We start from the raw sequence: 22,508 nt of genomic DNA on the forward strand, positions 1-22,508 counted from the left end.
TGACCCACCGATTTCGCGCCCGCCGTGGAGGCCCTGCAGGGCCTCCACGGCGAACACCTCACCCACTCACGCTGTTACACCACTTCCCGGGACACTGCCCGGGCGGGTGTTCGGCACCCGCTTCCAGCCCATCGTCGGGCGGGCCGGCAGCCATCCGGCCGGGCACGAGGCCCATCTGCACGTGCTGGGCGCGGGGGCCGCGGCGGCCCCGGCCCAGGCGGTGTTCCTCGAAGCCCGGGACGACGCCGAGCTGGTGCACCTGGACCGCATGGCCCGCACCCTGCACGCCCTCAACTTTCTGCTGGAGCGCGAGCAGCACGGGGGCTTCCTGGCCCTCAACGTGCATCCCCAGCTCATCCGCGCGGTGCGCGACCACCACGGCCATGTGTTCGAGACGGTGCTGGCCCGCTGCGGGCTGACCCCCGACCGGGTGCTGCTGGAGCTGACCGACGACGGCTTCGAGCCGGCCGGGCCGCTGGCCGCGGCGATCGCCGAGTACCGGGAGCGGGGCTACCGGGTGGCCATCGACAACTTCGGGCGCCACACCGCCGATCTGGAGCGGCTGGCGCAGCTGGCGCCGGACGTGGTGAAGCTCGACCGCAGCCTGATCGGCCACGCCGGCCACCTGAGCCTTGCCAAGCGGGTGATGACCGAGATGAGCGGGGAGATCCGTCGCCTGGGCATGGGCGCGGTGTGCCAGTGCATCGAGAACCCGCTGCAGCTGGAGGTGGCCCGGGAGGCGGGGGTGGATTGGCTGCAGGGCCATCTGCTGGGCCGGCCGGCGGCCCACTGCCTGCCGGTGCCCAGGCCGCGCCGGCCGCGCGCCGCGGCCTGAGCGCCGGCGGGAGCGCCGGCCCGAGCGCCGAAACGACAAAGGGCTGCCCGCGGGCAGCCCTTGTCGCGTGGGGCGTGGAGGCTTACTTGCCGGCGGCGGCCTGGTTCATGGCCTGGTCGAGCTGGGCCAGGGGCACGGCGCCGGGCAGGCGGTTGCCGTCGGCGGTGAAGATCGTCGGGGTGCCGGTGACCTTCATCTTCTGGCCGAGGGCCACGTTCTTGTCGATGGCGCTGGTGTCGCACCCGGCCGCGGCGGCGGCGGGCGCCTTGCCGGCGGTCATCCAGTCGTTCCAGGCGCCGACGCGATCCTTGGCGCACCAGATGTTCTTCGACTTCTCGGTGGAGTCGGGGCTCAGGATGGGGTACAGGAAGGTGTAGATGGTGGCGTCCTTGAGGCCCTGCATGTCTTTGGCGAGGCGCTTGCAGTAGCCGCAGTTGGGGTCTTCGAAGCTGGCGATCACGCGCTTGCCGTTGCCGCGCACCTGCTTGATGGCCTGGTCGAGGGGCAGGGTGGCGAAGTCGATCTTGAGCAGCTGGGCCATCCGCGCCTGGGTGACGTTCTTGCGGGTCTTGGCGTCGATCACGTTGCCGTCGACGATGAAGCTCACCGCGGCGTCGGTGTAGATCAGCTCGCCGGACTTGAGCACCACCTCGTAGAGCCCGCCGTAGGGGGTTTTCTTGACGCTGTCGACGGCCGGGCCGCCCACGAAGCTTTCGAAGTTCTTCTTGACCGTGGCTTCGTCGGCCGCGGCGTGGGCGATGCCGGCGGCGAAGAGGAGGGTGGCCAGCAGCGGGCGTACGAGGGGGAGTTTCATCCGGGTGTCTCCAGGGGGCGGGCGTGTCGGGTTTCAGAAGCGGCCGGCAATGGCGTAGCGGACCAGCGCATTGCGTAGGACAGGCACGCTGTTGGTGAGGTTCAGGCCGATGTTGCGCAGCCCCGAGAGGATCGGGTCGGCCGGCTTGAACAGGCGGTTGAGGCCGTGGGTGGTGTATTGGAGCAGGGCGGTTTCTTCGGCGCGGGCGCGGGCGTAGGCGCGCAGCACCGGCAGCTCGCCCGGGTCGCGCCAGGCGGGCAGATCCTTGATCTGCTCGGCCAGCACGCGGGCGTCCTGGTAGCCCAGGTTGATGCCGTGGCCCGACAGCGGATGGATCGCGTGGGCCGCGTCGCCGATGAGCGCGAGGCGCGGGCGCACCGCGGTCTCGACGCGCATCAGGCGCAGCGGAAAGGCCGCCGCCGGGGTGAGGGGTTCGAGCTGGCCGAGCCGGTAGCCGCCGGCTTCGGCCACCCGGGCGCAGAGGGCTTCGGGGGGCAGGGCGACGAGTTCGTCGGCGAGGGCATCCGGCGCAGACCACACCATCGACATCTGCCGGTCGGGCAGCGGGAGATAGGCCAGCACGCCGTCGGGGCGGAACCACTGGAAGGCGGCGTTGCGGTGGGGCTTCTCGCAGCGAAAGTTGGCGACCACGCCTTTCTCGTCGTAGGGCGTGTTGCGGGCGCCGATGCCGGCCGCCTGACGCACCCACGAGTCGCGGCCGTCGGCGGCCACCACGAGCTTCGCCTCGATGCGCCGGCCGTCGGCGAGGGTGAGGCGCGCGGCGGCGGCGTCGATGGCCAGCGCCGCGGGTGCGGCGGGGCAGATCAGGGTGACGTTGTGCTGGCGCTTGACGGTTTCCCACAGCTCGAGCTGCATCAGGCTGGATTCGAGGATCCAGGCCAGCTCGCGCAGGCCGCTGTCGTAGGCGGAGAAGTCGAGCCGGCCGCCGGCGTCGCCGTGGATCTCCATGTCGTACACCGGCGCCATGCGGGCCGGGTCGAGGTGCTGCCAGATGCCGATGGCGGAGAGGAAGTCCACGTTGGTCGGGCTGATCGCGTAGATGCGCGCGTCCCAGCCATCCGGGCGGGCCGGGGGGCGGGTTTCGACGATGCCGACCTTCAGGGTGCTGCCGCGCAGCGCGGCGGCGAGGGCGGCGCCGGCAAGCCCGGCGCCCACGATGAGTACATCGAATTTCATGGCTGATCTCCTGCGCCCGGATTGTGCCGGAGGGCGCAGGGGAAGTCACCCGAAGCTGCAGATCGGGCTCAGCGGGGCGGCGGCGGGGGCGGGTAGTAGTGAGGCGTGCCGCCGCCGGTGGTGGGCGCCGGAGTGCGGTAGCCATAACCCGGCAGCTGGTTGCCCTTGGCGTACATGCACTGCTGGTAGGCGATGTCGTAGCGGCGCTGGGCGTCGGCGCCGGCATAGGCGGCCTGGTTGGTGCCGCTGGCGGAGCCGGCCACCATGCCCACCGCCGCGCCGGTGGCCGCGCCGCGGTTGCCGCCGGCAAGCCCGCCCACCGCGGCGCCGATGGCGGTGCCGACCGCCGCGCTGCCGATCATGTTCTGGGCGGCGCTGTCCCGCGGGGCGATCCCGATGGCCTGATCGGCGTAGTTGCGGCACTGGCGATCTTCCATCGAGAACAGGTCGAGGGGCTTGCCGGGGGCCGGCATCACCGCCACCCGCGGGCCGCTGGGCAGGCTGGCACAGCCGGCGAGGAGGACGAGCGGCAGCGCCATCAGCCGGGCGCGGCGGAGCCGGCTGGAGGGGGGCTTGGAGGTGTTCATGGCTTGGGGGCTCCTTCCGGGGCGGGGGGGACGGCGCCTTGGGGCGGTGTCGGGGGCTGGGCGGCGACCGGGCGCCATTTCTCGGGGCAGCGCTGGACGTAGGGGTAGTAGGCTCTGGCGCTCTCGCAGTAGTACCAGTTCTGGCTGCTGGCGGGGGCCGGCTGGGTGTCGCCGGTGGGCGCGGCGGGCACGCTCCGCCAGCCTTCCGGGCAGGTCTGGGCGTAAGGGTAGTAGGCGCGGGCGCTGTCGCAGAAATACCAGCTCTGCGGCGGCGGGGCAGGTCGGGCAGCACGATGGGCGGCTCCGGCTCGACGATGACCGGCGGCGGGCTGTAGTAGGGGGGCGGGTAGAAAACCCACGGGGCGCCGACGATCCACCAGCCGTTGAAGCCGCTGTGGTAACGCGGGCCGACCCACATCCGCGGTGGCGGCGCGTAAGCCCGCCCCCAGCCCGGGGCGCCATGCACGCGGACGCCCCGGTCGGCGTGGGCGGGGAGTGCAACCGAAGTGCCGGCCGTCAGCAGGGCGGCGATCAGGACGCGCCGGGTCAGCGGCCAGGGGCGGGCAAGGGGTTTGTTCATGGCGCAGTGCTCCAGTCGGTTACCGGCATCATTGCAGCACCGTCGGGGTTTCGGTGTAAGCCATCGCCGGCACAAGTCGTAACGGGATGTGACGCAAGGGGCCGCGGCAAGAATTGCTTACAGGTGCGTTTTTTGTCGTCGGGCTGCCGTTGGCAGGGTGCATCGAAACCCGAAACGGGGAAAATGACGATACACGGTTTCTGGGCTTTTTCATGGACGTACGCAAACTCGTGATCGCCCTCGGGGCGCTGATCCTGCTCGCGGTGGGCATCGTGCTGTATCTGCAGGATGAGCCGCCCGACGACCGGCGGCGCAACGATCCGGCGCTCGCCGACCGGGTGGAGGTGACCCACGGCCCGGCGCTGCGGGCGATGGGCATCCGCAGTCTCGGGGTCGACCCCAGGAGCGACGACGTGGTGGTGGTCTTTGCCGGCGGCGGGCGCCTCGGGCGGCGGGTGGCCGGGCGCATCCCCGGGCTGGCCGGCGCCGACGGGTGCGGCGAGCTGCGGGTCGGCATCTCGGTGGGCGAATCCCTCACCGCCTGGGGCGAGGCGGACAGCCCGTCCTTCCACGCCCGCCTCGACTGCGTGATCGAGGAGGTGGTGTCCCGCGCCGCCGAACTGCGCGACCCGGATTGACGCGGCGGGCTTTTACCGGCGGGAGCGGCTATACTCCGCGCCGGGAAGTTCGCCAGGCAATCGCGGTGCGTTCGCGCATCGAGGAAAGTCCGGGCCCCGCAGAGCAGGATGCCGGCTAACGGCCGGGCGCCATACGCCTTCGGGCCAAAGCGACGGAAAGTGCAACAGAGAGCAGACCGCCGATGGCCGCCTCCGGGCGGATCAGGCAAGGGTGAAACGGTGGGGTAAGAGCCCACCGCGGCACTGGCAACAGTGACGGCACGGTAAACCCCATCCGGGGCAAGGCCAAATAGGGGGACGTTGAGGCTGCTCGCTGAGTCCCCGGGTAGGCTGCTAGAGCGGCGCGGCAACGCGTCGACCAGAGGAATGATTGCCCGGCGGGCCGGTTTCCGGATCGGCCCGCTCGACAGAACCCGGCTTATCGGCGGACTTCCCCACTTCGCCCCACGGTTCGTCGTCGTCCTCCACTTTTTTCCACGTCCGAGACTTATTTCGCGCTGAACGCTGACGCGAAACATTCTTTTGCGCTCCCGTGCCTTGAAGGCTCTCGGCTGCCTTTCGGCGGGGCGGGCGATCCGTGAATTCATCCTCAACTTTTGCAATCTCCGCTACGGGTGTTGATTTGTAAGCGGATTTCCTACAACGCGTCGTCCAAATCCTAAGTGCTTGTGGCGAAAAGAGATTTGCTCCGGACCCAACTTGACCGGGTATTTTTTTTGCTCTAAAGTGGGACGAAGTGGACGAAAGTGGGAAAAAGTGAGTTTTTCCGGTTCGTCGGGGTTGGAAAGTGGGGTCTTCAATGTTTCAAGGCGCAGCGGCGCTCAGTCTCGATGCGAAGGGTCGCCTGGCGATTCCGGCGCGGCATCGGGACGCGCTCGCCGAGCTGGCCGGAAACGAGTTGATCCTCACCGCGCACCCCCATCGCTGCCTCCTCATTTATCCCGCCCCCGCCTGGGGGCCGATCCGCGACAAGGTGCTGGCCGGTTCGAGCCTCGATCAGCGTTCTGCCCTGCTCAAGCGTCTGCTCGTGGGTTTTGCCCGTGACGAGCAGATGGATTCGGCCGGCCGCGTGTTGATCGCGCCGGAGCTGCGCGGCTTCGCCCAGCTGGAAAAGCAGGTGCATCTGGTGGGGCAGGGCGATCACTTCGAGTTGTGGTCGGATGCCGGTTGGCAGAAGCAGCAGGAGGCGATCTTCGCCCTGGGCACGGATCTCATGCCCGCCGGTTGGGAAAACCTGCCGCTGTGAGTACCGCACCGCACATCACGGTGCTGCTGAAAGAGGCGGTGGAAGCGCTGGCGATCAAGCCGGACGGCGTTTACGTGGACGGCACCTTCGGTCGCGGCGGTCACAGTCGGGCGATCCTGGCGCAGCTGGGGCCGCAGGGCCGGCTCATCGCCTTCGATCGCGATCCGCAGGCCATCGCCGCGGGCGCGGCGATCGGCGATCCGCGTTTCGAGCTGGTCCATGCGCCGTTCTCCGACTTTGCCGAGGCGCTGGCGGCGCGCGGCGTGACGAAGGTGGATGGGGTTCTGCTGGACTTGGGGGTTTCGTCCCCTCAACTGGACGAGGCGGAGCGGGGCATGAGTTTTCGCTTCGATGCGCCGCTCGACATGCGAATGGATACAACCCGCGGGATGACCGCGGCAGCGTGGCTGGCGGAAGCGCCGGTCGCCGACATAACCCGGGTGCTGAGGGAATACGGTGAAGAACGGTTTGCTTATGAGATTGCAAAGGCGCTTGTTGCTGCTCGGACAGGGGGGCATGTTGCAACCACTGGACAGCTTGCCGCGCTCGTGGAAGCGACGGTCTGGAAGCGCGAGCCGGGTCAGCACCCTGCGACGCGCACCTTCCAGGCTCTACGGATTTTCGTCAATCAAGAGCTTGAGGAGCTGTCGCTAGTCCTGCCGCAGGTTGTGGCAGCGCTGGCGGTCGGGGGCCGTCTGGTGGTCATCAGCTTTCATTCCCTTGAGGACCGCATCGTCAAGCGCTTCATGCGCGACGAGTCGCGGCCGCCGCAGCTTCCGGCGCGGCTGCCGGTGCGTGCGGCCGACCTGCCCAAGCCGAAGCTCGGGCTCGTCGGCAAGCAGGTGCGCCCGTCCGACGACGAGATCGCGGCCAACCCGCGCTCCCGCAGCGCGGTGATGCGCGTGGCCGAAAGGCAGGCAGACTGACATGGCGCGGCTGACCGGATTTCTCGTGATGCTGGTGGTGGCGAGCAGCCTCGGCGTGGTGGCGTCCCAGCACCATGCCCGCAAGCTCTACGCCGCGGTCGAGCGGGAGCAGCAGCGCTCCCAGCAGCTGGAGGTCGAGTGGGGCCAGCTGCAACTGGAACAAAGCACCTGGGCGGCCCACGCCCGCATCGAAAAACTCGCTCGCGAGAAACTCGCGATGCGCCCGCCTCTGCCCGGGCAGATCATCGCCATCGAGGAGCGGCCATGAAGAAGGCCAAGAAGGGCGTCACCTTCAACCACAATCCGCTGCTGCGTTCGGAGCTTCCGGCGTGGCGGCCGCGTTTCGTCCTGCTGTGCCTGCTGGGCGGCTCTGTGGCCCTGGTGGGCCGCGCGGCCTACCTGCAGGGCGTGAACGACCAGTTCCTGCAGGCCAAGGGCGAGTCCCGCTACGCCCGTGTGCTGGAGGTGCCCGCCACCCGCGGCAAGATCACCGACCGGCAGGGCGACGTGCTGGCCGTGTCGTCGCCGGTCAAGTCGATCTGGGCGATCCCCGAGGATGCCCGCCTCAACCCGTCCCAGACCCGCCAGCTGGCCAGCCTGCTGGAGATGCCGGTGCAGGATCTCAACCAGAAGCTGGGGGTCGAGAAGGATTTCGTCTATCTCAAGCGGCAGGTGTCGCCCGAGCTGGCGGAGCGCATCGCTGCCCTCAAGCTGCCGGGCATCCACGACCAGCGCGAGTACCGCCGCTTCTATCCCGGCGGCGAGGTGATGGCCCATGTGCTGGGCTTCACCGGCGTCGAGGACAAGGGCCAGGAAGGCATCGAGCTGGCCTACGAGCCGGCCCTGGCCGGCAAGCCGGGTTCCCGTCGGGTGGTCAAGGACCGCCGCGGCAACGTGGTCGAGGACGTCCAGTCGATCCGCCCGTCCCAGGACGGCAAGGAGGTGGCGCTGTCCGTCGACAACAAGATCCAGTACCTTGCCCACGCCGCGCTCAAGCAGGCGATGACCGATCACAAGGCCAAGGCCGGCGGCGTGGTGGTGATCGACGCCAAGACCGGCGAGATCCTCGCCCTGGCCAACGCCCCCACCTACAACCCGAACAACCGGGTCAAGCTCACCGGCGACCAGCTGCGCAACCGCGCCCTGACCGATACCTTCGAGCCCGGCTCCACGATGAAGCCCTTCACCGCCGCGCTGGCGCTGGAGAAGGGTAAGGTCACCGCCAACACCATCATCAACTGCGCGCCGGGCCGGATGACCATCGGCTCCGCGACGATCTCCGACGCCCACCCCCACGGCGCCCTCAGCGTGGCCCAGGTCATCCAGAAGTCGTCCAACATCGGCGCGGCCAAGATGGCTCTGAGCTTTCCGCCCGAAACCATGTGGAAGATGCTCGACGATCTGGGCTTCGGTTCGCCCCTCAAGCTGGGTTTCCCCGGCGAGGTGGGCGGCCGGCTGCGCCCCGCCAAGAGCTGGCGCCCCATCGAGCAGGCCACCATGTCCTACGGCCACGGCATGTCGGTCAGCCTGATGCAGATTGCCAACGCCTATCAGGTGTTCGCCCGCGATGGCGACATCGTGCCCTTGTCGCTGTCGCGCCTGGATACTCCGCCGGTGCACGGCACCCGGGTGTTCTCGCCGCAGACCGCCCGCGAAGTCCGCCAGATGCTCGAGATGGTCGTCCAGCCGGGCGGCACCGCCCAGCAGGCCAACGTGCCGGGCTACCGGGTCGGCGGCAAGACCGGCACCGCGATGAAGCTCGTCGGCGGCCGCTACGCCAACCGCTACGTGGCCTCCTTCGTGGGCATCGCCCCGATCTCCGATCCGCGCCTGATCGTCGCCGTGATGATCGACGAGCCCACCAACGGCAAGCACTACGGCGGCGATGTGGCCGTGCCGGTGTTCGCCCAGGTGACCGGCGGCGCCCTGCGCACCCTCGGCGTGGCGCCGGACGCACCGCTCAAACCCCTGCAGGTCGCCCGTCAGGGCGTTGCCACCACCCGGGAGGCCATGTGAGCGCAACCGCCCAGCAGCAAGCCCAGGCGCTGCTCGCCCAGCTCGCCGCCGCCGGGGTTGAAGTCACCCGGCTGTGCCTCGACTCGCGCAACGTCTGCGCCGGCGACGTGTTCCTGGCCTGTCCGGGGCATCGGGTGGACGGTCGTCGCTACATCGTCGATGCCGTCCATGCCGGCGCCGCCGCCGTGCTGTGGGAGCGCGCCGGCCACGGGTGGGACGACACCCTGGAGGTGCCCAACATCCCCGTCGACGGCCTCGCCAACCTGTCGGGCCATCTGGCCAACGAGGTCTGCGGGCGGCCGTCCGAAGCCCTCTGGCTGGTGGGCGTGACCGGCACCAATGGCAAGACCTCCGTCACCCAGTGGCTGTCCCGCGCGTTTGCCGCGCTGGGGCGCAAGTGCGGCGTGATCGGCACCCTCGGCATCGGCTTTCCCGGCGCCCTCAAGGCCAGCCTCAACACCACCCCGGACAGCCTCACCCTGCACGCCACGCTGGCCGACTTCCGCGCCGCCAAGGCCGATGTGGTGGCGATGGAGGTGTCCTCCATCGGCCTCGATCAGGGTCGGCTCAACGGCCTGCACTTCGACGTGGCCGTGCACACCAACCTCACCCGCGATCACCTCGACTACCACGGCAACATGGAAAACTACGGCGCCGCCAAGGCCCGTCTGTTCGACATGCCGGGCCTCAAGGCCGCGGTGCTCAACCTGGACGACCGCTTCGGCATGGAGCAGGCCCGGCGTCTGGCCGGCAGCGGCATCCAGGTGATCGGCTACACCCTGGTGGCCAGCAACGCCGACGCCGCCCCGGTCAATCGCCTGATCCTGGCCGACCGGCTCACCACCACCGCCGCCGGGCTGCGCTTCACCGCCCGCAGCGGCAACGAGTCGGCCGACCTGTGCCCCAATCTGGTGGGCCAGTTCAACGTCTCCAACCTGCTGGCCGTCATCGGTACCCTGATGGCGTCCGGTTTCACGCTCGAGGAAGCGGCCACCGTGGCCGAAGACCTCACCCCGCCGGTGGGCCGGATGCAGACCCTCGGCGGCATCGGCGATCCGCTGGTGGTGGTCGACTACGCCCACTCGCCCGATGCGCTGGAGCAGGTGCTCACCGCCATCCGCGGCACCGTCAAGGCCCGGGGCGGGCGCCTGACCTGCGTGTTCGGCTGCGGCGGCGACCGCGACCCCGGCAAGCGCCCGCTGATGGGCGAGGTGGCCAGCCGCCTGGCCGACAAGGTGGTGCTCACCAGCGACAACCCCCGCGGCGAAGACCCGAGCGCCATCCTGCGCGACATCGCGGCGGGCGCCGGCGCCGACGTCGAGACCATCCCCGACCGGGCCGATGCGATCCGCAGCGCGATCCTCGCCGCCGCCCCCGACGACGTCATCGTCATCGCCGGCAAGGGCCACGAACCCTATCAGGAGATCAACGGCGTGCGTCACCCGTTCTCGGATGTGGACCAGACCCGCGACGCCCTCGAAGCCTGGAACGACGCCCAGGGAGAACTCTCATGATGGATCTCCAGCAAGCCGCGCTGGCTACCGACGGCACCGCGGTCGGCGGCAACGTCGCCTTCGTCTCGGTGAGTACCGATTCGCGGGCGATCCAGCCGGGCCAGCTGTTCGTCGCCCTGCGCGGAGAGCGCTTCGACGGCCACGAGTTCCTCGCCGCGGTGGCGGCCCAGGGCGCCGTGGCCGCCATGGTCGACCGCGCCTGGGCGGCCGCCAACCCCGTACCGCTGCCGCTGCTGGTGGTGGACGACACCCGCATCGGCCTTGGCCGGCTGGCCGCCGGGTGGCGCGCCCGCTTCGATCTCCCGCTCATCGGCGTCACCGGCAGCAACGGCAAGACCTCGGTGAAGGAAATGTGCGCCGCCATCCTGCGTGCCCAGGCCCGCCTCGACGGCTTCGACCCGGAGCTGGCGGTGCTCGCCACCAAGGGCAACCTGAACAACGACATCGGCCTGCCGCTGATGCTGCTGCGCCTGTCCGGCAACCACCGCTCGGCGGTCATCGAGATGGGGATGAACCACCCCGGCGAGATCGGCTACCTCACCCACCTCGCCCGCCCCACCGTGGCGCTGGTCAACAACGCCCAGCGCGCCCACCTCCAGGGCATGGGCAGCGTGAACGAGGTGGCCCGCGAGAAGGGGGCGATCTACGAAGGCCTGTCGTCCGACGGCGTGGCGGTGGTCAACGCCGACGACGCCTTCGCCGGCTACTGGAAGGCCCTCAACGCCGGGCGTCGCACCCTCACCTTCGGGCTGTCCGCCGATGCCGACGTGACCGCCCGCTGCACCAGCCATGGCTTCGCCAACGACATGGTGCTCGTCGCGCCCCAGGGCGAGGCCCACTTCCGGCTCAACGTGCCGGGTCGGCACAACGTGCGCAACGCCCTGGCGGCGGCCACCGCCTGTCTGGCCGCGGGCGCCTCGCTGGCCGCGGTGGCCGAAGGCCTGGGCGGCTACGCCGGCACCCCGGGCCGCCTGCACCTGCGCAAGGGCCTCGGCGGCGCGGTGGTGATCGACGATAGCTACAACGCCAACCCCGACTCGATGCGCGCCGGCATCGCGGTGTTGGCCGCCACCCCCGGCCGCAAGATCCTGGTGATCGGCGACATGGGGGAGATCGGCGAACAGAGTTTCCAGTACCACGACGAGATTGGCGGCTACGCGAAGAGCGAGGGCGTCGACTTCCTGTTCGGGCTGGGTGAGATGAGCGAGGTTGCGGCGCGCAACTTCGGAGAAGGTGGCCGCCACTTCACCAGGCTCGACGACCTCGTCGCGGCGGTGAAGGCGGAACTGAACGAAGACACCGTGGTGCTCGTCAAGGGCTCGCGTTTCATGAAGATGGAACGGGTCGTGGACGCCATCGCGGAGAAGGCTTGAGATGAGTTTGTGTTGTACCGGCTTGGCTGCAGTTTCTTCCGCAATGAACCCGGGGGAGCACCATGCTGCTTGAACTGGCCCTGTGGCTTGGCAAAGATGCGCGCTTCTTCAATGTGTTCGGCTACATCACGCTGCGCACGGTGCTGGCTGCCGGCACCGCGCTGGTGCTGTCGCTGGTCTTCGGCCCGCCGGTGATCCGCTGGCTGGCCGCAAAAAAGATCGGCCAGGCGGTGCGCGACGACGGCCCGAAGTCCCACCTCACCAAGGCCGGCACGCCCACCATGGGCGGCGCCCTGATTCTCATCTCCATCGCCGTCACCACCCTGCTGTGGGGCGACCTGCGCAACAAGTACGTGTGGGTGGTGCTGCTCGTCACCCTCGGGTTCGGCGCCGTGGGCTGGGTGGATGACTGGCGCAAGGTGGTCTACCGCGACCCGAAGGGGCTGGCGAGCCGCTGGAAGTACTTCTGGACTTCCGCCATCGCCCTGGCGGCCGCGAGTTTCCTCGGGCTCACCGCCACCATCCCGGCGCAGCTCGAACTGATCGTGCCCTTCTTCAAGGCGGTGTCCTACCCGCTGGGCGTGGTGGGCTTCATCGTGCTCACCTACTTCGTCATCAACGGCACCAGCCACTCGGTGAACCTCACCGACGGCCTCGACGGCCTCGCCATCATGCCAACGGTGATGGTCAGCGCCGCGCTGGCGATCTTCGCCTACGTGGCCGGTCACATGGGTTTCTCCAAGTATCTGGGCGTGCCCTACATCCCCGGCGCGGGCGAGCTGGCGGTGATCTGCGGCGCCATCGCCGGGGCGGGCCTGGGCTTCCTGTGGTTCAACGCCTACCCGGCCGAAGTCTTCATGGGCGACGTGGGCGCGCTGGCGCTGGGCGCGGCGATGGGCACCATCGCGGTGGTGGTGCGCCAGGAGATCGTGCTCTTCATCATGGGCGGCCTGTTCGTGGCCGAAGCCATGTCGGTGATGGTGCAGGTGCTCTACTTCAAGTACACCGGCGGCAAGCGCATCTTCCGAATGGCGCCGCTGCACCACCACTACGAGCTTGGCGGCTGGAAGGAGACGCAGGTCGTGGTCCGTTTCTGGATCATCACGATCATGCTGGTGCTGTTCGGTCTGTCCACCCTCAAACTGCGGTAAGCGACGATGGTAAGCGCTGATCTCACCCTCGTCCTCGGCCTCGGTGAATCCGGTCTGGCCATGGCGCGCTGGCTGGCTCGTCAGGGCGTGGCCCTGCGGGTGGCGGATTCCCGCGAGGCCCCGCCGGGCGTCGATCGCCTGCGTGCCGACGCGCCCGCGGCCGAGATCGTCACCGGCCCGTTCTCGGACGCGCTGCTGGCGGGCGTGGCCCGCGTGGCCATCAGCCCCGGCCTCGACCCCCGCCAGCCGCTTATCGACGCCGCCCACCGGCGCGGCATCCCGGTCATCGGCGAGATGACGCTGTTCGTCGAGGCCCTGCAAGCGCTTGGCGCCTGGGATCGGACCCGCGTCATCGCCATCACCGGCACCAACGGCAAGACCACCACCACCACCCTGGCCGGCGAGATGGTCAAGGCGGCGGGCGTGGATGGCGTCGTCGCCGGCAACATCAGCCCGGCCGCGCTGGACGTGCTGATGGATCGGCTCGATGCCGGCCAGCCGTTGCCGCAGCTGTGGGTGCTCGAACTCTCCAGCTTCCAGCTCGAAACCCGGCCGCCGCTGGCCGCTGCGTCGGCTACCGTGCTCAACGTCACCGACGACCACCTCGACCGCTACGCCGGGCTGGATGGCTACGCCGCCGCCAAGGCCGCCGTCTTCCATGGGGCGGGCGTGCAGGTGCTCAACCGCGAGGACGCCCGCGTCCAGGCCATGGCCCTGCCGGGCCGCCGGGTGTTCACCTTTGGCATCGACACCCCGGCGGGCCCCGACGATTTCGGCACCCTGCACGCCGACGACGGCGAATGGCTCGTCCGCGGCGCCGAAGAACTGCTGCGTCGCGCCGACATGCAGCTGGCCGGCAGCCACAACGTGGCCAATGCCCTGGCTGCGCTGGCCCTGTGCGAAGCCGCCGGCCTGCCGCGGGCGCCGCTGATCGCCGCCCTCAAGGCCTTCCGCGGCCTGCCCCATCGGGTCGAGCCGGTGGCCGAGCGGGCCGACGGCGTCATCTTCTACGACGATTCCAAGGGCACCAACGTGGGCGCCACCGTGGCCGCCCTCGAAGGCCTGCGCCGCAAGGTGGTGCTGATCGCCGGCGGCGACGGAAAGGGCCAGGATTTCTCCCCCCTCAAGGGCGCCTTCGCCCGCTACGCCCGCGCCGTGGTGCTGATCGGTCGCGACGCCCGCGCCATCGAAGCCGCCGTGGCCGGCTGCGGCGTGCCGCTGATCCACGCTGCCGACATGGACGCCGCGGTGCTCGACGCCAACGCCCGCGCCCAGGCCGGCGACGTGGTGCTGCTCTCGCCCGCCTGCGCCAGCCTCGACATGTTCCGCAACTACGCCCACCGCGCCCAGGTCTTCATCGACGCGGTCAGGCGCCTGCCCGACGTCCGCCCCGTATGAAGCTCGCCGCCAGCATCTCCGGTTTCCTCGCCCGTCACGCGGAGGACAGCGCCGCGCCGGTGACGAGCCGCGCCGTCGGGCGGCTGATGCAGCCCCTCGGCCAGCCCCGGGAACTCGACCCGTGGCTGATCTGGTCCGCCGCCGCGCTGCTGCTGCTCGGTCTGGTGATGGTCTTCTCCGCCTCCATCGCCACCGCCGAAGGCAGCCGCATGTTCGGCCACCAGCCGGCCTACTTTCTGGTGCGCCATGCGGTGTTCCTCGCCATCGGGCTGATCGCCGGGGTGGTGGCTTTCCAGATCCCCATGCGCGCCTGGCAGGAGATGGCGCCGTGGCTGTTCATCGCCGGGGTGGTGCTGCTCCTCGTGGTGCTGATCCCCCACGTCGGGCGCGACGTGAACGGCGCCCGCCGCTGGCTGCCGCTGGGGGTGGTTAACCTCCAGCCCTCCGAGCTGATGAAGCTCTTCGCCGCCCTTTACGCCGCCGACTACACCACCCGCAAGCTGCCGCTGATGGGCAGCTTCAAGCAGGGCTTCATGCCCATGGCCGGGGTGATCCTGTTCGTCGGTTTCCTGCTCCTCAAGGAGCCCGACTTCGGCGCCTTCGTGGTCATCACCGCCATTGCCTTCGGCGTGCTGTTCCTGGGCGGCATCAACGTGCGGCTGTTCGTGCTGCTGGCGGTCGTTGCGGCCATCGGCTTCGTGCTCCTCATCACCTTCTCCGAATACCGCCGCCAGCGCATCCTGGGTTTCATGGATCCGTGGCAGGACGCCTACGGCAAGGGCTACCAGCTCTCCCACGCGCTCATCGCCTTCGGGCGGGGCGAGTGGTTCGGGGTCGGGCTGGGCGGCAGCATCGAGAAGCTGTTCTACCTGCCCGAGGCCCACACCGACTTCCTGCTGGCGGTGATCGCCGAAGAGCTGGGCTTTGCCGGCGTGTGCTTCGTGGTGCTGATGTTCGCGATCCTGATCCAGCGCGCCTTCGCCATCGGCAAGCAGGCCGTCACCCTGGAGCGCACCTACGCCGCCCTGGTGGCGCAGGGCATCGGCATCTGGCTGGGGGTGCAGTCCTTCATCAACATGGGCGTGAACATGGGCCTGCTGCCCACCAAGGGCCTCACCCTGCCGCTGATGAGCTTTGGCGGTTCCGGCATCCTGGCCAACTGCGTCGCGCTGGCCATCCTGCTGCGGATCGACTGGGAAAACAGACAAATCATGCGCGGAGGCAGCGCATGATTCGTCTGTTTCGACGGAGCGTCGCAAGCTCGCTTGCGGCGGCGCGGAGTCAAAATCTCGTGAAATGCGGAGGCAGCGCCTGATGCCCACGCTGATGGTCATGGCCGGCGGCACCGGCGGCCACATCTACCCTGGCCTCGCCGTGGCGGACGCCTTGCGTGATCGCGGCTGGAAGGTGGTGTGGATGGGCAACCCGGAAGGGATGGAAGCCCGCATCGTGCCGGCCAGTGGCTATGAAGTTGCCTGGGTGCGCTTCGCCGCCCTGCGCGGCAAGGGCATCCTGCGCAAGTTGCTGCTGCCCCTCAATCTGCTGCGGGGCTTCGCCCAGGCCTTCGCCCAGATCCGCCGGGTGAAGCCCGACGTGGTGCTCGGGATGGGCGGCTACGTCACCTTTCCGGGCGGGATGATGGCGTCCCTGCTGGGGCGTCCGGTGGTGGTGCACGAGCAGAATTCCGTTGCCGGCCTCGCCAACAAGGTGCTCGCGGGCGTGGCCGACCGGGTCGTCACTGGCTTCCCCGATGTGCTCACGAAGGGGGAGTGGCTGGGCAACCCGGTGCGCGCCGACATCACCGCCGTCGCGCCGCCGGCCGAGCGCTTCGCCGGCCGCACGGGCCCGCTGCGGGTGCTGGTGGTGGGCGGCAGCCTCGGTGCCACGGCCCTCAACGAGACGGTGCCCCAGGCGCTGGCGCTGCTCGAGCCGGCCGCCCGGCCGCAGGTCACCCACCAGGCCGGCACCAAGCAGATCGACGCCCTGCGCGCCGGCTATCAGGCTGCCGGGGTCGAGGGCGAGCTGCTGCCCTTCATCGAAGACATGGCCGACCGCTACGCCGACGCCGATCTGGTGATCTGCCGGGCCGGCGCCCTCACCGTGGCCGAGCTGGCCGCCGCGGGCGTGGCCAGCGTGCTGGTGCCCTATCCCCATGCGGTGGACGACCACCAGACCGGCAACGCCCGCTTCCTGGCCGAGGCCGGCGCGGCGGTGCTGATGCCGCAAACCGAACTCACGCCGCAGCGCCTCGCCGCGCTGCTGCAGCAGATGAATCGCGAACGCCTGCTGGCCATGGCCGTCAAGGCTCGCGGATGTGCCAAGCCGGATGCTACGGCCCGGGTCGCCGATGTGTGCGCCGGGCTCGCTGCCTAAAGGAATCGATGTGAAACACAAAGTCAAGAGCATCCACTTCGTCGGCATCGGCGGTGCCGGCATGAGCGGGATCGCCGAGGTGCTGGTCAATCTGGGTTACAAGGTCAGCGGGTCGGATCTGGGCGACAACGCCGCCACCCGCCGCCTGAAGTCGCTGGGCGCCCGGGTGATCCAGGGCCACGCGGCCGAAAACGTCGACGACGCCGATGCGGTCGTCACCTCCACCGCCGTCAAGGGCGACAACCCCGAGGTGATCGCCGCCCGCGCGCGTCAGATCCCGGTGGTGCCCCGCGCCCAGATGCTGGCCGAGCTGATGCGCCTCAAGCAGGGCATCGCCATCGCCGGCACCCACGGCAAGACCACCACCACCTCGCTGGTGGCCAGCATCCTGGCCGAGGGCGGGCTCGACCCCACCTTCGTGATCGGCGGCAAGCTCAACGCCGCCGGCGCCAACGCGCGCCTGGGCAAGGGCGACTTTCTGGTGGCCGAGGCGGACGAATCCGACGCCTCCTTCCTGCTCCTCACGCCCGTGATCTCGGTCGTCACCAACATCGACGCCGACCACATGGAAACCTACGGGCACGACTTCGCGCGGCTCAAGCAGTCCTTCGTCGATTTCCTGCAGCACCTGCCCTTCTACGGCGTGGCCGTGCTGTGCGACGACGACAAGCACGTGCGCTCGATCGTGCCGCTGGTGTCCAAGCAGATCGTCCGCTACGGCTTCTCCGAATCGGCCAATGTGCGCGCCGAGAACATCCACGCCGAAGAAGGCCGGATGGTCTTCGATGTGGTGCGCGTCAATGGCACCACCAGCCGGCTCAAGGTCGTGCTCAACCTGCCCGGCCGCCACAACGTGCTCAACGCCCTTGCGGCGATTGCCGTGGCCACCGAGGTCGGCGTCTCCGACGAAGCCATCGTCAAGGCGTTGGCCGAGTTCAAGGGCGTGGGCCGGCGCTTCCAGCGCTACGGCGAGGTGGCGTTGCCCGACGGCGGCACCGCCACGATCATCGACGACTATGGCCACCACCCGGTGGAGATGGCAGCCACCATCGCCGCCGCCCGTGGCGCCTTCCCCGACAAGCGTCTGGTGCTGGCCTTCCAGCCCCACCGCTACACCCGCACGCGGGACTGCTTCGAAGACTTCGTGAAGGTGCTGTCCACCGTCGACGCGCTGCTGCTGGGCGAGGTGTACGCCGCCGGCGAGGCGCCCATCGTGGCGGCGGACGGCCGCTCTCTGGCCCGGGCGCTGCGCGTGGCGGGCAAGATCGAGCCGGTCTTCGTGGAGCACATCGAGGAGATGCCGGCGGCCATCCTTGCCGCCGCGCGCAACGGCGACGTGGTGATCACGATGGGTGCGGGCAGCATCGGCGCAGTGCCGGGCAAGCTGGTCAGTGGCGAAATTTAAGAAGGTGAGTGCGGACGTGGTGACGGATGTGAAGAATCGATTTGGCAAGGTTGCGGTGCTGCTGGGCGGAACCTCCGCCGAGCGCGAGATTTCCCTGATGTCGGGCGGCGCCGTGCTGGCCGCGCTGCAGGCGGCAGGGGTCGATGCCCACGCCTTCGATCCGGCCGAGACCGACCTGCACATCCTCAAGGAGCAGGGCTATGACCGCGCCTTCATCGCGCTGCACGGCCGTGGCGGCGAGGACGGAACCGTCCAGGGCGCCCTCGAGCTGATGGGCATTCCCTACACCGGCAGCGGCGTGATGGCCTCCGCCATCGCCATGGACAAGTGGCGCACCAAGCTGGTGTGGCTGTCGTCCGGCCTGCCCACGCCGCGCTTCGCGATCCTCGACGCCAACACCGATTGGGATGCCGTGGTGGCCGATCTGGGCCTGCCGATCTTCGTCAAACCCGTGCACGAAGGCTCCAGCATGGGCGCCACCAAGGTCACCGAGGCCGGCCAGCTCAAGGCCGCGTGGGAGCTTGCCGCCAGGTTCGACTCGCTGGTGCTGGCCGAAGAGTTCGTCACCGGCCAGGAACTCACCGCGCCCTTCCTGGGCGACCGGGCGCTGCCGCTGGTGCGCATCGTCGCCCCCGGCGGCAACTACGATTATCAGAACAAGTACTTCACCGACGACACCCAGTATTTCTGCCCGAGCGGCCTGCCCGAAGCCCAGGAAAAGGAAATCCAGGTCGCCATCGTGCGCTGCGCCAAGGTGCTGGGCTGCCGCGGCTGGGGCCGGGCCGACCTGATCCTGCGGGACGACGGCTCCTTCACCCTGCTCGAGATCAACACCGCGCCGGGCATGACCAACCACTCGCTGGTGCCCATGTCGGCCCGGGTGGCCGGGCTGTCCTTCGAGGCCCTGTGCCTCGAGATCCTCTCCGGAGCCCGCCTTGGCTGACGAGCGCAGCACCTCCAACGTCCCGCCCGAGCCTGGCGCCAAGCCGTCGGCCGGCAAGCGCACGCGCGCCGCCGCGCGTCCGCAGCGGGAGGGCGGTGGCAACGGGCTGTGGGATCGTCCCCAGCTCCTCAACCTGATCTCCGATGTCCTGCTGGTGATGGGCGCGGCCGGGCTTGGCTACGCCGCCGTGGCGTCGCTGTCGCGCCTGCCGATCTACCCGCTGAAGGAAGTCGTCGTCACCACGCCGCTGGCCCAGGTGACCACCGCCCAGCTCGAATACGCCGCCCGGTCGTCCCTGCGCGGCAACTTCTTCACCGTCGATCTGGACGACGTGCGCGGCGCCTTCGAGAAGCTGCCCTGGGTGCGTCGCGCCGACGTGCGCCGCAAGTGGCCGGGCGGCATCGAGGTGCGCCTCGAAGAGCACGTGGCGTCGGCCTACTGGCGGGTGGGCGAGACCGGCGACATGCGCCTCGTCAATCGCTACGGCGAGGTTTTCACCGCCGCCAGCAACGCCAAGATGCCGGTCTTCAGCGGGCCCGAGGGTTCGTCCGGGGTGCTCCTCGCCAAGTTCGACGAGTTCTCGAGCAAGCTCGGCCCCCTGGGCAAGCAGCTGGTGGGCGTCTCGCTGTCGGCCCGCGAGGCCTGGCAGCTCAAGATGGAAGACGGCCTCACCATCGAGCTTGGCCACGATCAGGCCAAGGCCCCCATCGACGACCGGCTGGCCCGTTTCGTGGGCTACTACCCCAAGGCCAGGAGCCGACTGAACATGAACGTGGCGGTGGTGGATCTCCGCTACCCCAGTGGTTTTGCCCTCCGGCCGATCGCCTCCGCCGAGCCGACGGGCAAGCAAGACAGCAAAAAAGGGAAGTGATGAGCAAAGAATACAAGGAACTGATCGTCGGCCTCGACATCGGCACCTCCAAGATCACCTGTGTGGTGGCCGAGTTGAAGTCGGACGGCCGCATGGAGGTGATCGGGCTGGGCTCGCAGCCGTCGTCGGGCCTGAAGAAGGGCGTCGTGGTCAACATCGAGGCCACCGTGGACGCGATCTCCAAGGTCATCCAGGAAGTCGAGCTGATGGCCGAGTGCAAGATCCGCGACGTGTACACCGGCATCGCCGGCAGCCACATCCGCAGCTTCAACTCCAACGGGATGGTGGCGATCAAGGACAAGGAGGTCTCTCCGCTGGATGTGGAGCGCGTCATCGAAACCGCCCGCGCCATGCCGCTGCCGGCCGACCAGCAGATCCTGCACATCCTGACCCAGGAATTCGTGATCGACGGCCAGGACGGCGTGCGCGAGCCCATCGGGATGAGCGGCGTGCGCCTCGAGGTGAAGGTGCACATCGTCACCGGCGCGGTGTCCGCCGCCCAGAACATCGTCAAGTGCGTGCGCCGCTGCGGCCTCGAGGTGCTCGATCTGGTGCTCCAGCCGCTGGCCTCCAGCTACGCCACCCTCTCCGAGGACGAGAAGGAGTTGGGCGTGTGCCTGGTGGACGTGGGCGGCGGCACCACCGACCTCGCCGTGTTCACCCAGGGCGCGATCCGTCACACCGCGGTGATCCCCATCGCCGGCGACCAGGTGACCAACGACATCGCGGTGGCCCTGCGCACCCCGACCGCCGATGCCGAGGAGATCAAGATCCGCCACGGCGTAGCCATGCACACCCTGGCCGATGCCTCCGAGATGATCGAAGTGCCGGGCGTGGGCGACCGCCCGCCGCGCAAGCTGTCGCGTCAGGCCCTGGCCGACGTGATCGAACCCCGCGTCTGCGAACTCTACGAGCTGGTCCAGGCCGAACTGCGCCGCAGCGGTTACGAAGAGCTGCTGTCCTCCGGCATCGTGCTCTCCGGTGGCGCCGCCGTGATGCAGGGGATGGTCGAGCTGGGCGAAGAGGTCTTCCACATGCCGGTGCGCATCGGTTATCCCAAGTACGACGGCCCCCTCGCCGAGGTGGTCTGCGAGCCCCGCTACGCCAATGCGATGGGGCTCGTGATGGAAGGCGCAGCCCAGAAGCGGCGCGGCATCCAGGCACGCCAGACGCGTAACGTCGGGCAGGTTTTTTCGAGGATGCGTTCGTGGTTCGAGCGCAATTTCTGATGGGGGATGCGGCCGCTCCGGCGGCCTGAATCCGAACGAACTTTGATGTGCAATACCCCCTTATTTAGTTGTAAAATTTGCGATTAATACTAAATACGGTCCGGTTGCACGTCGGCAATATCAAGTGCAGTTTCTCTTGGAGGCGAGTTAAATGTTTGAAATTGTTGAAAAGGCATCCGGCGGCACCAATATCAAGGTGATCGGCGTCGGTGGCGCCGGCGGCAACGCCGTGGATCACATGATCCGCGAAGGCGTGCAGGGCGTCGACTTCATCACCGCCAACACCGACGCGCAGGCCCTCTCCCGTTGCCTGTCCCCGGTGAAGGTCCAGCTTGGCAAGACCGGCCTGGGTGCCGGGTCCAAGCCCGAAGCCGGTCGTGCTGCGGCTCAGGAATCCCGCGATGCCATCGCGGCCGCCCTCGATGGCGCCCACATGTGCTTCATCACCGCCGGCATGGGCGGTGGCACGGGCACCGGCGCAGCCCCGGTGGTGGCCGAGATCGCCAAGGAAATGGGCATCCTCACCGTGGCCGTGGTCACCAAGCCCTTCGACTTCGAGAACCGCATCCGCGTCGCCGAGAGCGGCGTCGAGGAACTCTCCAAGCAGGTCGACTCGCTGATCGTTGTGCTCAACGACAAGCTGCTCGAAGTCTACGGCGACGACGCCGGCTTCGAAGACTGCTTCCGCTCCGCCGACAACGTGCTGACCAGCGCCGTCGGTGGCATCGCCGAGATCATCAACGTGCCCGGCCTCGTCAACGTCGACTTCCAGGACGTGCGCACCGCGATGGCCGAGATGGGCCGCGCGATGATGGGCTCCGCCCAGGCTTCCGGCCTCGACCGCGCCCGCATCGCCGCCGAGCAGGCCGCCGTGTCGCCGCTGCTCGAAGGCACCGAGCTCTCCGGCGCCCGCTGCGTGCTGGTGAACATCACCGCCAGCCGTTCGCTCAAGATGGCCGAAGTCCGCGATGCCGTGCGCACCGTCCAGGCCTTCGCCGCCAAGGAAGCCTTCGTCAAGTACGGCACCGTGTTCGACGAGAACATGGAAGACCGCATCCGCGTCACCGTCGTCGCCACCGGCCTGGGTGCCGTCCGCGCCGCCGCCATGCCGCGCAAGATGGAAGTGATCCGCACCGGTACCGACAACATCGGCATGGAAGTGGACTACGGCAACCTGGAACTGCCGGCCGTGATCCGCCGCACCTCCCGCACCACCGTCGAAGCCATGAGCGCCAACGGCATGTCGACCCTCGACATTCCGGCCTTCCTGCGCAAGCAGGCAGACTAAGCCGCACCCGGGCCGCCTCGGTGGCTCATTCAAACGCGCAGCCGGACGTCGCCTCCGTCCGGCTGCGCGTTTGTCGTTTGCAGGCAACACGGGACACGCGCTGCTGCGGTGCAGCAGGGTGCGT

Annotated in this window: 21 protein-coding genes and 1 other RNA gene; 18 read left to right on the forward strand and 4 right to left on the reverse strand. The window is 69.0% G+C overall.

The window, feature by feature from the left end; genetic code table 11:
• Positions 1 to 106: 106 nt before the first annotated feature.
• A complete protein-coding gene (locus tag ACE3N6_RS11265; protein ID WP_374245818.1) occupies positions 107 to 835 on the forward strand; it encodes an EAL domain-containing protein in 729 nt (242 codons plus the stop codon).
• Positions 836 to 917: 82 nt separating this feature from the next.
• On the opposite strand, the gene ACE3N6_RS11270 is transcribed toward ACE3N6_RS11265, so the two are convergent.
• The 4 genes from ACE3N6_RS11270 to ACE3N6_RS11285 form a co-directional block, all read right to left on the reverse strand.
• Positions 918 to 1,649: a DsbC family protein gene (locus tag ACE3N6_RS11270; RefSeq protein WP_374245820.1), complete on the reverse strand. Its 732-nt coding sequence runs from the start codon at positions 1,647 to 1,649 to the stop codon at positions 918 to 920.
• 33 nt (positions 1,650 to 1,682) lie between these two features.
• Positions 1,683 to 2,846, reverse strand: a complete 1,164-nt coding sequence (locus tag ACE3N6_RS11275; protein ID WP_374245822.1) for a UbiH/UbiF family hydroxylase — start codon at positions 2,844 to 2,846, stop codon at positions 1,683 to 1,685.
• A gap of 68 nt (positions 2,847 to 2,914) precedes the next feature.
• Positions 2,915 to 3,433, reverse strand: coding sequence for a YMGG-like glycine zipper-containing protein (locus tag ACE3N6_RS11280; RefSeq protein WP_374245824.1), 519 nt, complete (start codon positions 3,431 to 3,433; stop codon positions 2,915 to 2,917).
• Positions 3,430 to 3,792 carry a hypothetical protein gene (locus ACE3N6_RS11285; RefSeq protein ID WP_374245826.1) on the reverse strand — a complete coding sequence of 121 codons (363 nt, stop codon included), beginning with the start codon at positions 3,790 to 3,792 and terminating at the stop codon, positions 3,430 to 3,432. The genes ACE3N6_RS11280 and ACE3N6_RS11285 overlap by 4 nt, the downstream gene beginning before the upstream one ends.
• Positions 3,793 to 4,225: 433 nt before the next feature.
• Between ACE3N6_RS11285 and ACE3N6_RS11290 the strand changes: the two genes are divergently transcribed.
• The 17 genes from ACE3N6_RS11290 to ftsZ all read left to right on the forward strand — a co-directional run bounded on the left by ACE3N6_RS11290 (position 4,226) and on the right by ftsZ (position 22,384).
• A complete protein-coding gene (locus tag ACE3N6_RS11290) occupies positions 4,226 to 4,651 on the forward strand; it encodes a hypothetical protein (RefSeq protein WP_374245828.1) in 426 nt (141 codons plus the stop codon).
• A gap of 44 nt (positions 4,652 to 4,695) precedes the next feature.
• Positions 4,696 to 5,088: RNase P RNA component class A (gene rnpB / locus ACE3N6_RS11295), an RNA gene on the forward strand.
• Positions 5,089 to 5,450: 362 nt separating this feature from the next.
• Entirely contained in the window at positions 5,451 to 5,897 is a 447-nt protein-coding gene (mraZ, locus tag ACE3N6_RS11300) for a division/cell wall cluster transcriptional repressor MraZ (RefSeq protein ID WP_153161993.1), read from the forward strand.
• Positions 5,894 to 6,823 (forward strand): 16S rRNA (cytosine(1402)-N(4))-methyltransferase RsmH, encoded by a 930-nt coding sequence (gene rsmH / locus ACE3N6_RS11305; RefSeq protein WP_374245830.1) that lies wholly within the window; start codon positions 5,894 to 5,896, stop codon positions 6,821 to 6,823. The genes mraZ and rsmH overlap by 4 nt, the downstream gene beginning before the upstream one ends.
• Position 6,824: 1 nt before the next feature.
• Positions 6,825 to 7,091 (forward strand): cell division protein FtsL, encoded by a 267-nt coding sequence (gene ftsL / locus ACE3N6_RS11310; protein ID WP_374245832.1) that lies wholly within the window; start codon positions 6,825 to 6,827, stop codon positions 7,089 to 7,091.
• Positions 7,088 to 8,839, forward strand: a complete 1,752-nt coding sequence (locus ACE3N6_RS11315) for a peptidoglycan D,D-transpeptidase FtsI family protein (protein WP_374245834.1) — start codon at positions 7,088 to 7,090, stop codon at positions 8,837 to 8,839. Before ftsL ends, ACE3N6_RS11315 begins: the two co-directional genes overlap by 4 nt.
• Positions 8,836 to 10,353, forward strand: a complete 1,518-nt coding sequence (locus ACE3N6_RS11320) for a UDP-N-acetylmuramoyl-L-alanyl-D-glutamate--2,6-diaminopimelate ligase (RefSeq protein WP_374245836.1) — start codon at positions 8,836 to 8,838, stop codon at positions 10,351 to 10,353. Before ACE3N6_RS11315 ends, ACE3N6_RS11320 begins: the two co-directional genes overlap by 4 nt.
• The gene (murF, locus tag ACE3N6_RS11325) at positions 10,350 to 11,726 is read left to right on the forward strand and encodes a UDP-N-acetylmuramoyl-tripeptide--D-alanyl-D-alanine ligase (RefSeq protein ID WP_374245838.1); all 1,377 of its coding nucleotides are present in this window, start codon (positions 10,350 to 10,352) and stop codon (positions 11,724 to 11,726) included. The genes ACE3N6_RS11320 and murF overlap by 4 nt, the downstream gene beginning before the upstream one ends.
• A gap of 62 nt (positions 11,727 to 11,788) precedes the next feature.
• Positions 11,789 to 12,877 carry a phospho-N-acetylmuramoyl-pentapeptide-transferase gene (gene mraY / locus ACE3N6_RS11330; RefSeq protein ID WP_374245840.1) on the forward strand — a complete coding sequence of 363 codons (1,089 nt, stop codon included), beginning with the start codon at positions 11,789 to 11,791 and terminating at the stop codon, positions 12,875 to 12,877.
• A 6-nt stretch (positions 12,878 to 12,883) separates the two neighbouring features.
• Entirely contained in the window at positions 12,884 to 14,275 is a 1,392-nt protein-coding gene (gene murD / locus ACE3N6_RS11335; protein WP_374245842.1) for a UDP-N-acetylmuramoyl-L-alanine--D-glutamate ligase, read from the forward strand.
• Entirely contained in the window at positions 14,272 to 15,507 is a 1,236-nt protein-coding gene (ftsW, locus tag ACE3N6_RS11340; RefSeq protein ID WP_374245844.1) for a putative lipid II flippase FtsW, read from the forward strand. Before murD ends, ftsW begins: the two co-directional genes overlap by 4 nt.
• 82 nt (positions 15,508 to 15,589) lie before the next feature.
• Entirely contained in the window at positions 15,590 to 16,648 is a 1,059-nt protein-coding gene (gene murG / locus ACE3N6_RS11345) for an undecaprenyldiphospho-muramoylpentapeptide beta-N-acetylglucosaminyltransferase (protein ID WP_374245846.1), read from the forward strand.
• Positions 16,649 to 16,658: 10 nt separating this feature from the next.
• Positions 16,659 to 18,053 carry a UDP-N-acetylmuramate--L-alanine ligase gene (gene murC, locus ACE3N6_RS11350; protein ID WP_374245848.1) on the forward strand — a complete coding sequence of 465 codons (1,395 nt, stop codon included), beginning with the start codon at positions 16,659 to 16,661 and terminating at the stop codon, positions 18,051 to 18,053.
• Positions 18,054 to 18,081: 28 nt separating this feature from the next.
• A complete protein-coding gene (locus ACE3N6_RS11355; protein WP_374245850.1) occupies positions 18,082 to 18,996 on the forward strand; it encodes a D-alanine--D-alanine ligase in 915 nt (304 codons plus the stop codon).
• Positions 18,989 to 19,867 carry a cell division protein FtsQ/DivIB gene (locus ACE3N6_RS11360; RefSeq protein WP_374245852.1) on the forward strand — a complete coding sequence of 293 codons (879 nt, stop codon included), beginning with the start codon at positions 18,989 to 18,991 and terminating at the stop codon, positions 19,865 to 19,867. The genes ACE3N6_RS11355 and ACE3N6_RS11360 overlap by 8 nt, the downstream gene beginning before the upstream one ends.
• Entirely contained in the window at positions 19,867 to 21,096 is a 1,230-nt protein-coding gene (ftsA, locus tag ACE3N6_RS11365; RefSeq protein WP_374245854.1) for a cell division protein FtsA, read from the forward strand. The genes ACE3N6_RS11360 and ftsA overlap by 1 nt, the downstream gene beginning before the upstream one ends.
• Positions 21,097 to 21,247: 151 nt before the next feature.
• Entirely contained in the window at positions 21,248 to 22,384 is a 1,137-nt protein-coding gene (ftsZ, locus tag ACE3N6_RS11370; RefSeq protein WP_374245856.1) for a cell division protein FtsZ, read from the forward strand.
• Positions 22,385 to 22,508 lie beyond the last annotated feature (124 nt).

Origin of the sequence: Zoogloea sp., from assembly GCF_041904905.1 — a bacterium.
Lineage (GTDB): Bacteria > Pseudomonadota > Gammaproteobacteria > Burkholderiales > Rhodocyclaceae > Zoogloea.

What these genes read in the sequence shown, in the direction of transcription:
- ACE3N6_RS11270 (WP_374245820.1), bottom strand. Translation starts at nt 1,649, where the DNA reads ATGAAACTCCCCCTCGTACGCCCGCTGCTGGCCACCCTCCTCTTCGCC.
- ACE3N6_RS11275 (WP_374245822.1), bottom strand. Translation starts at nt 2,846, where the DNA reads ATGAAATTCGATGTACTCATCGTGGGCGCCGGGCTTGCCGGCGCCGCC.
- ACE3N6_RS11280 (WP_374245824.1), bottom strand. Translation starts at nt 3,433, where the DNA reads ATGAACACCTCCAAGCCCCCCTCCAGCCGGCTCCGCCGCGCCCGGCTG.
- ACE3N6_RS11290 (WP_374245828.1), top strand. Translation starts at nt 4,226, where the DNA reads ATGGACGTACGCAAACTCGTGATCGCCCTCGGGGCGCTGATCCTGCTC.
- mraZ (WP_153161993.1), top strand. Translation starts at nt 5,451, where the DNA reads ATGTTTCAAGGCGCAGCGGCGCTCAGTCTCGATGCGAAGGGTCGCCTG.
- ftsL (WP_374245832.1), top strand. Translation starts at nt 6,825, where the DNA reads ATGGCGCGGCTGACCGGATTTCTCGTGATGCTGGTGGTGGCGAGCAGC.
- ACE3N6_RS11315 (WP_374245834.1), top strand. Translation starts at nt 7,088, where the DNA reads ATGAAGAAGGCCAAGAAGGGCGTCACCTTCAACCACAATCCGCTGCTG.
- murF (WP_374245838.1), top strand. Translation starts at nt 10,350, where the DNA reads ATGATGGATCTCCAGCAAGCCGCGCTGGCTACCGACGGCACCGCGGTC.
- mraY (WP_374245840.1), top strand. Translation starts at nt 11,789, where the DNA reads ATGCTGCTTGAACTGGCCCTGTGGCTTGGCAAAGATGCGCGCTTCTTC.
- murD (WP_374245842.1), top strand. Translation starts at nt 12,884, where the DNA reads ATGGTAAGCGCTGATCTCACCCTCGTCCTCGGCCTCGGTGAATCCGGT.
- ftsW (WP_374245844.1), top strand. Translation starts at nt 14,272, where the DNA reads ATGAAGCTCGCCGCCAGCATCTCCGGTTTCCTCGCCCGTCACGCGGAG.
- murG (WP_374245846.1), top strand. Translation starts at nt 15,590, where the DNA reads ATGCCCACGCTGATGGTCATGGCCGGCGGCACCGGCGGCCACATCTAC.
- ftsA (WP_374245854.1), top strand. Translation starts at nt 19,867, where the DNA reads ATGAGCAAAGAATACAAGGAACTGATCGTCGGCCTCGACATCGGCACC.
- ftsZ (WP_374245856.1), top strand. Translation starts at nt 21,248, where the DNA reads ATGTTTGAAATTGTTGAAAAGGCATCCGGCGGCACCAATATCAAGGTG.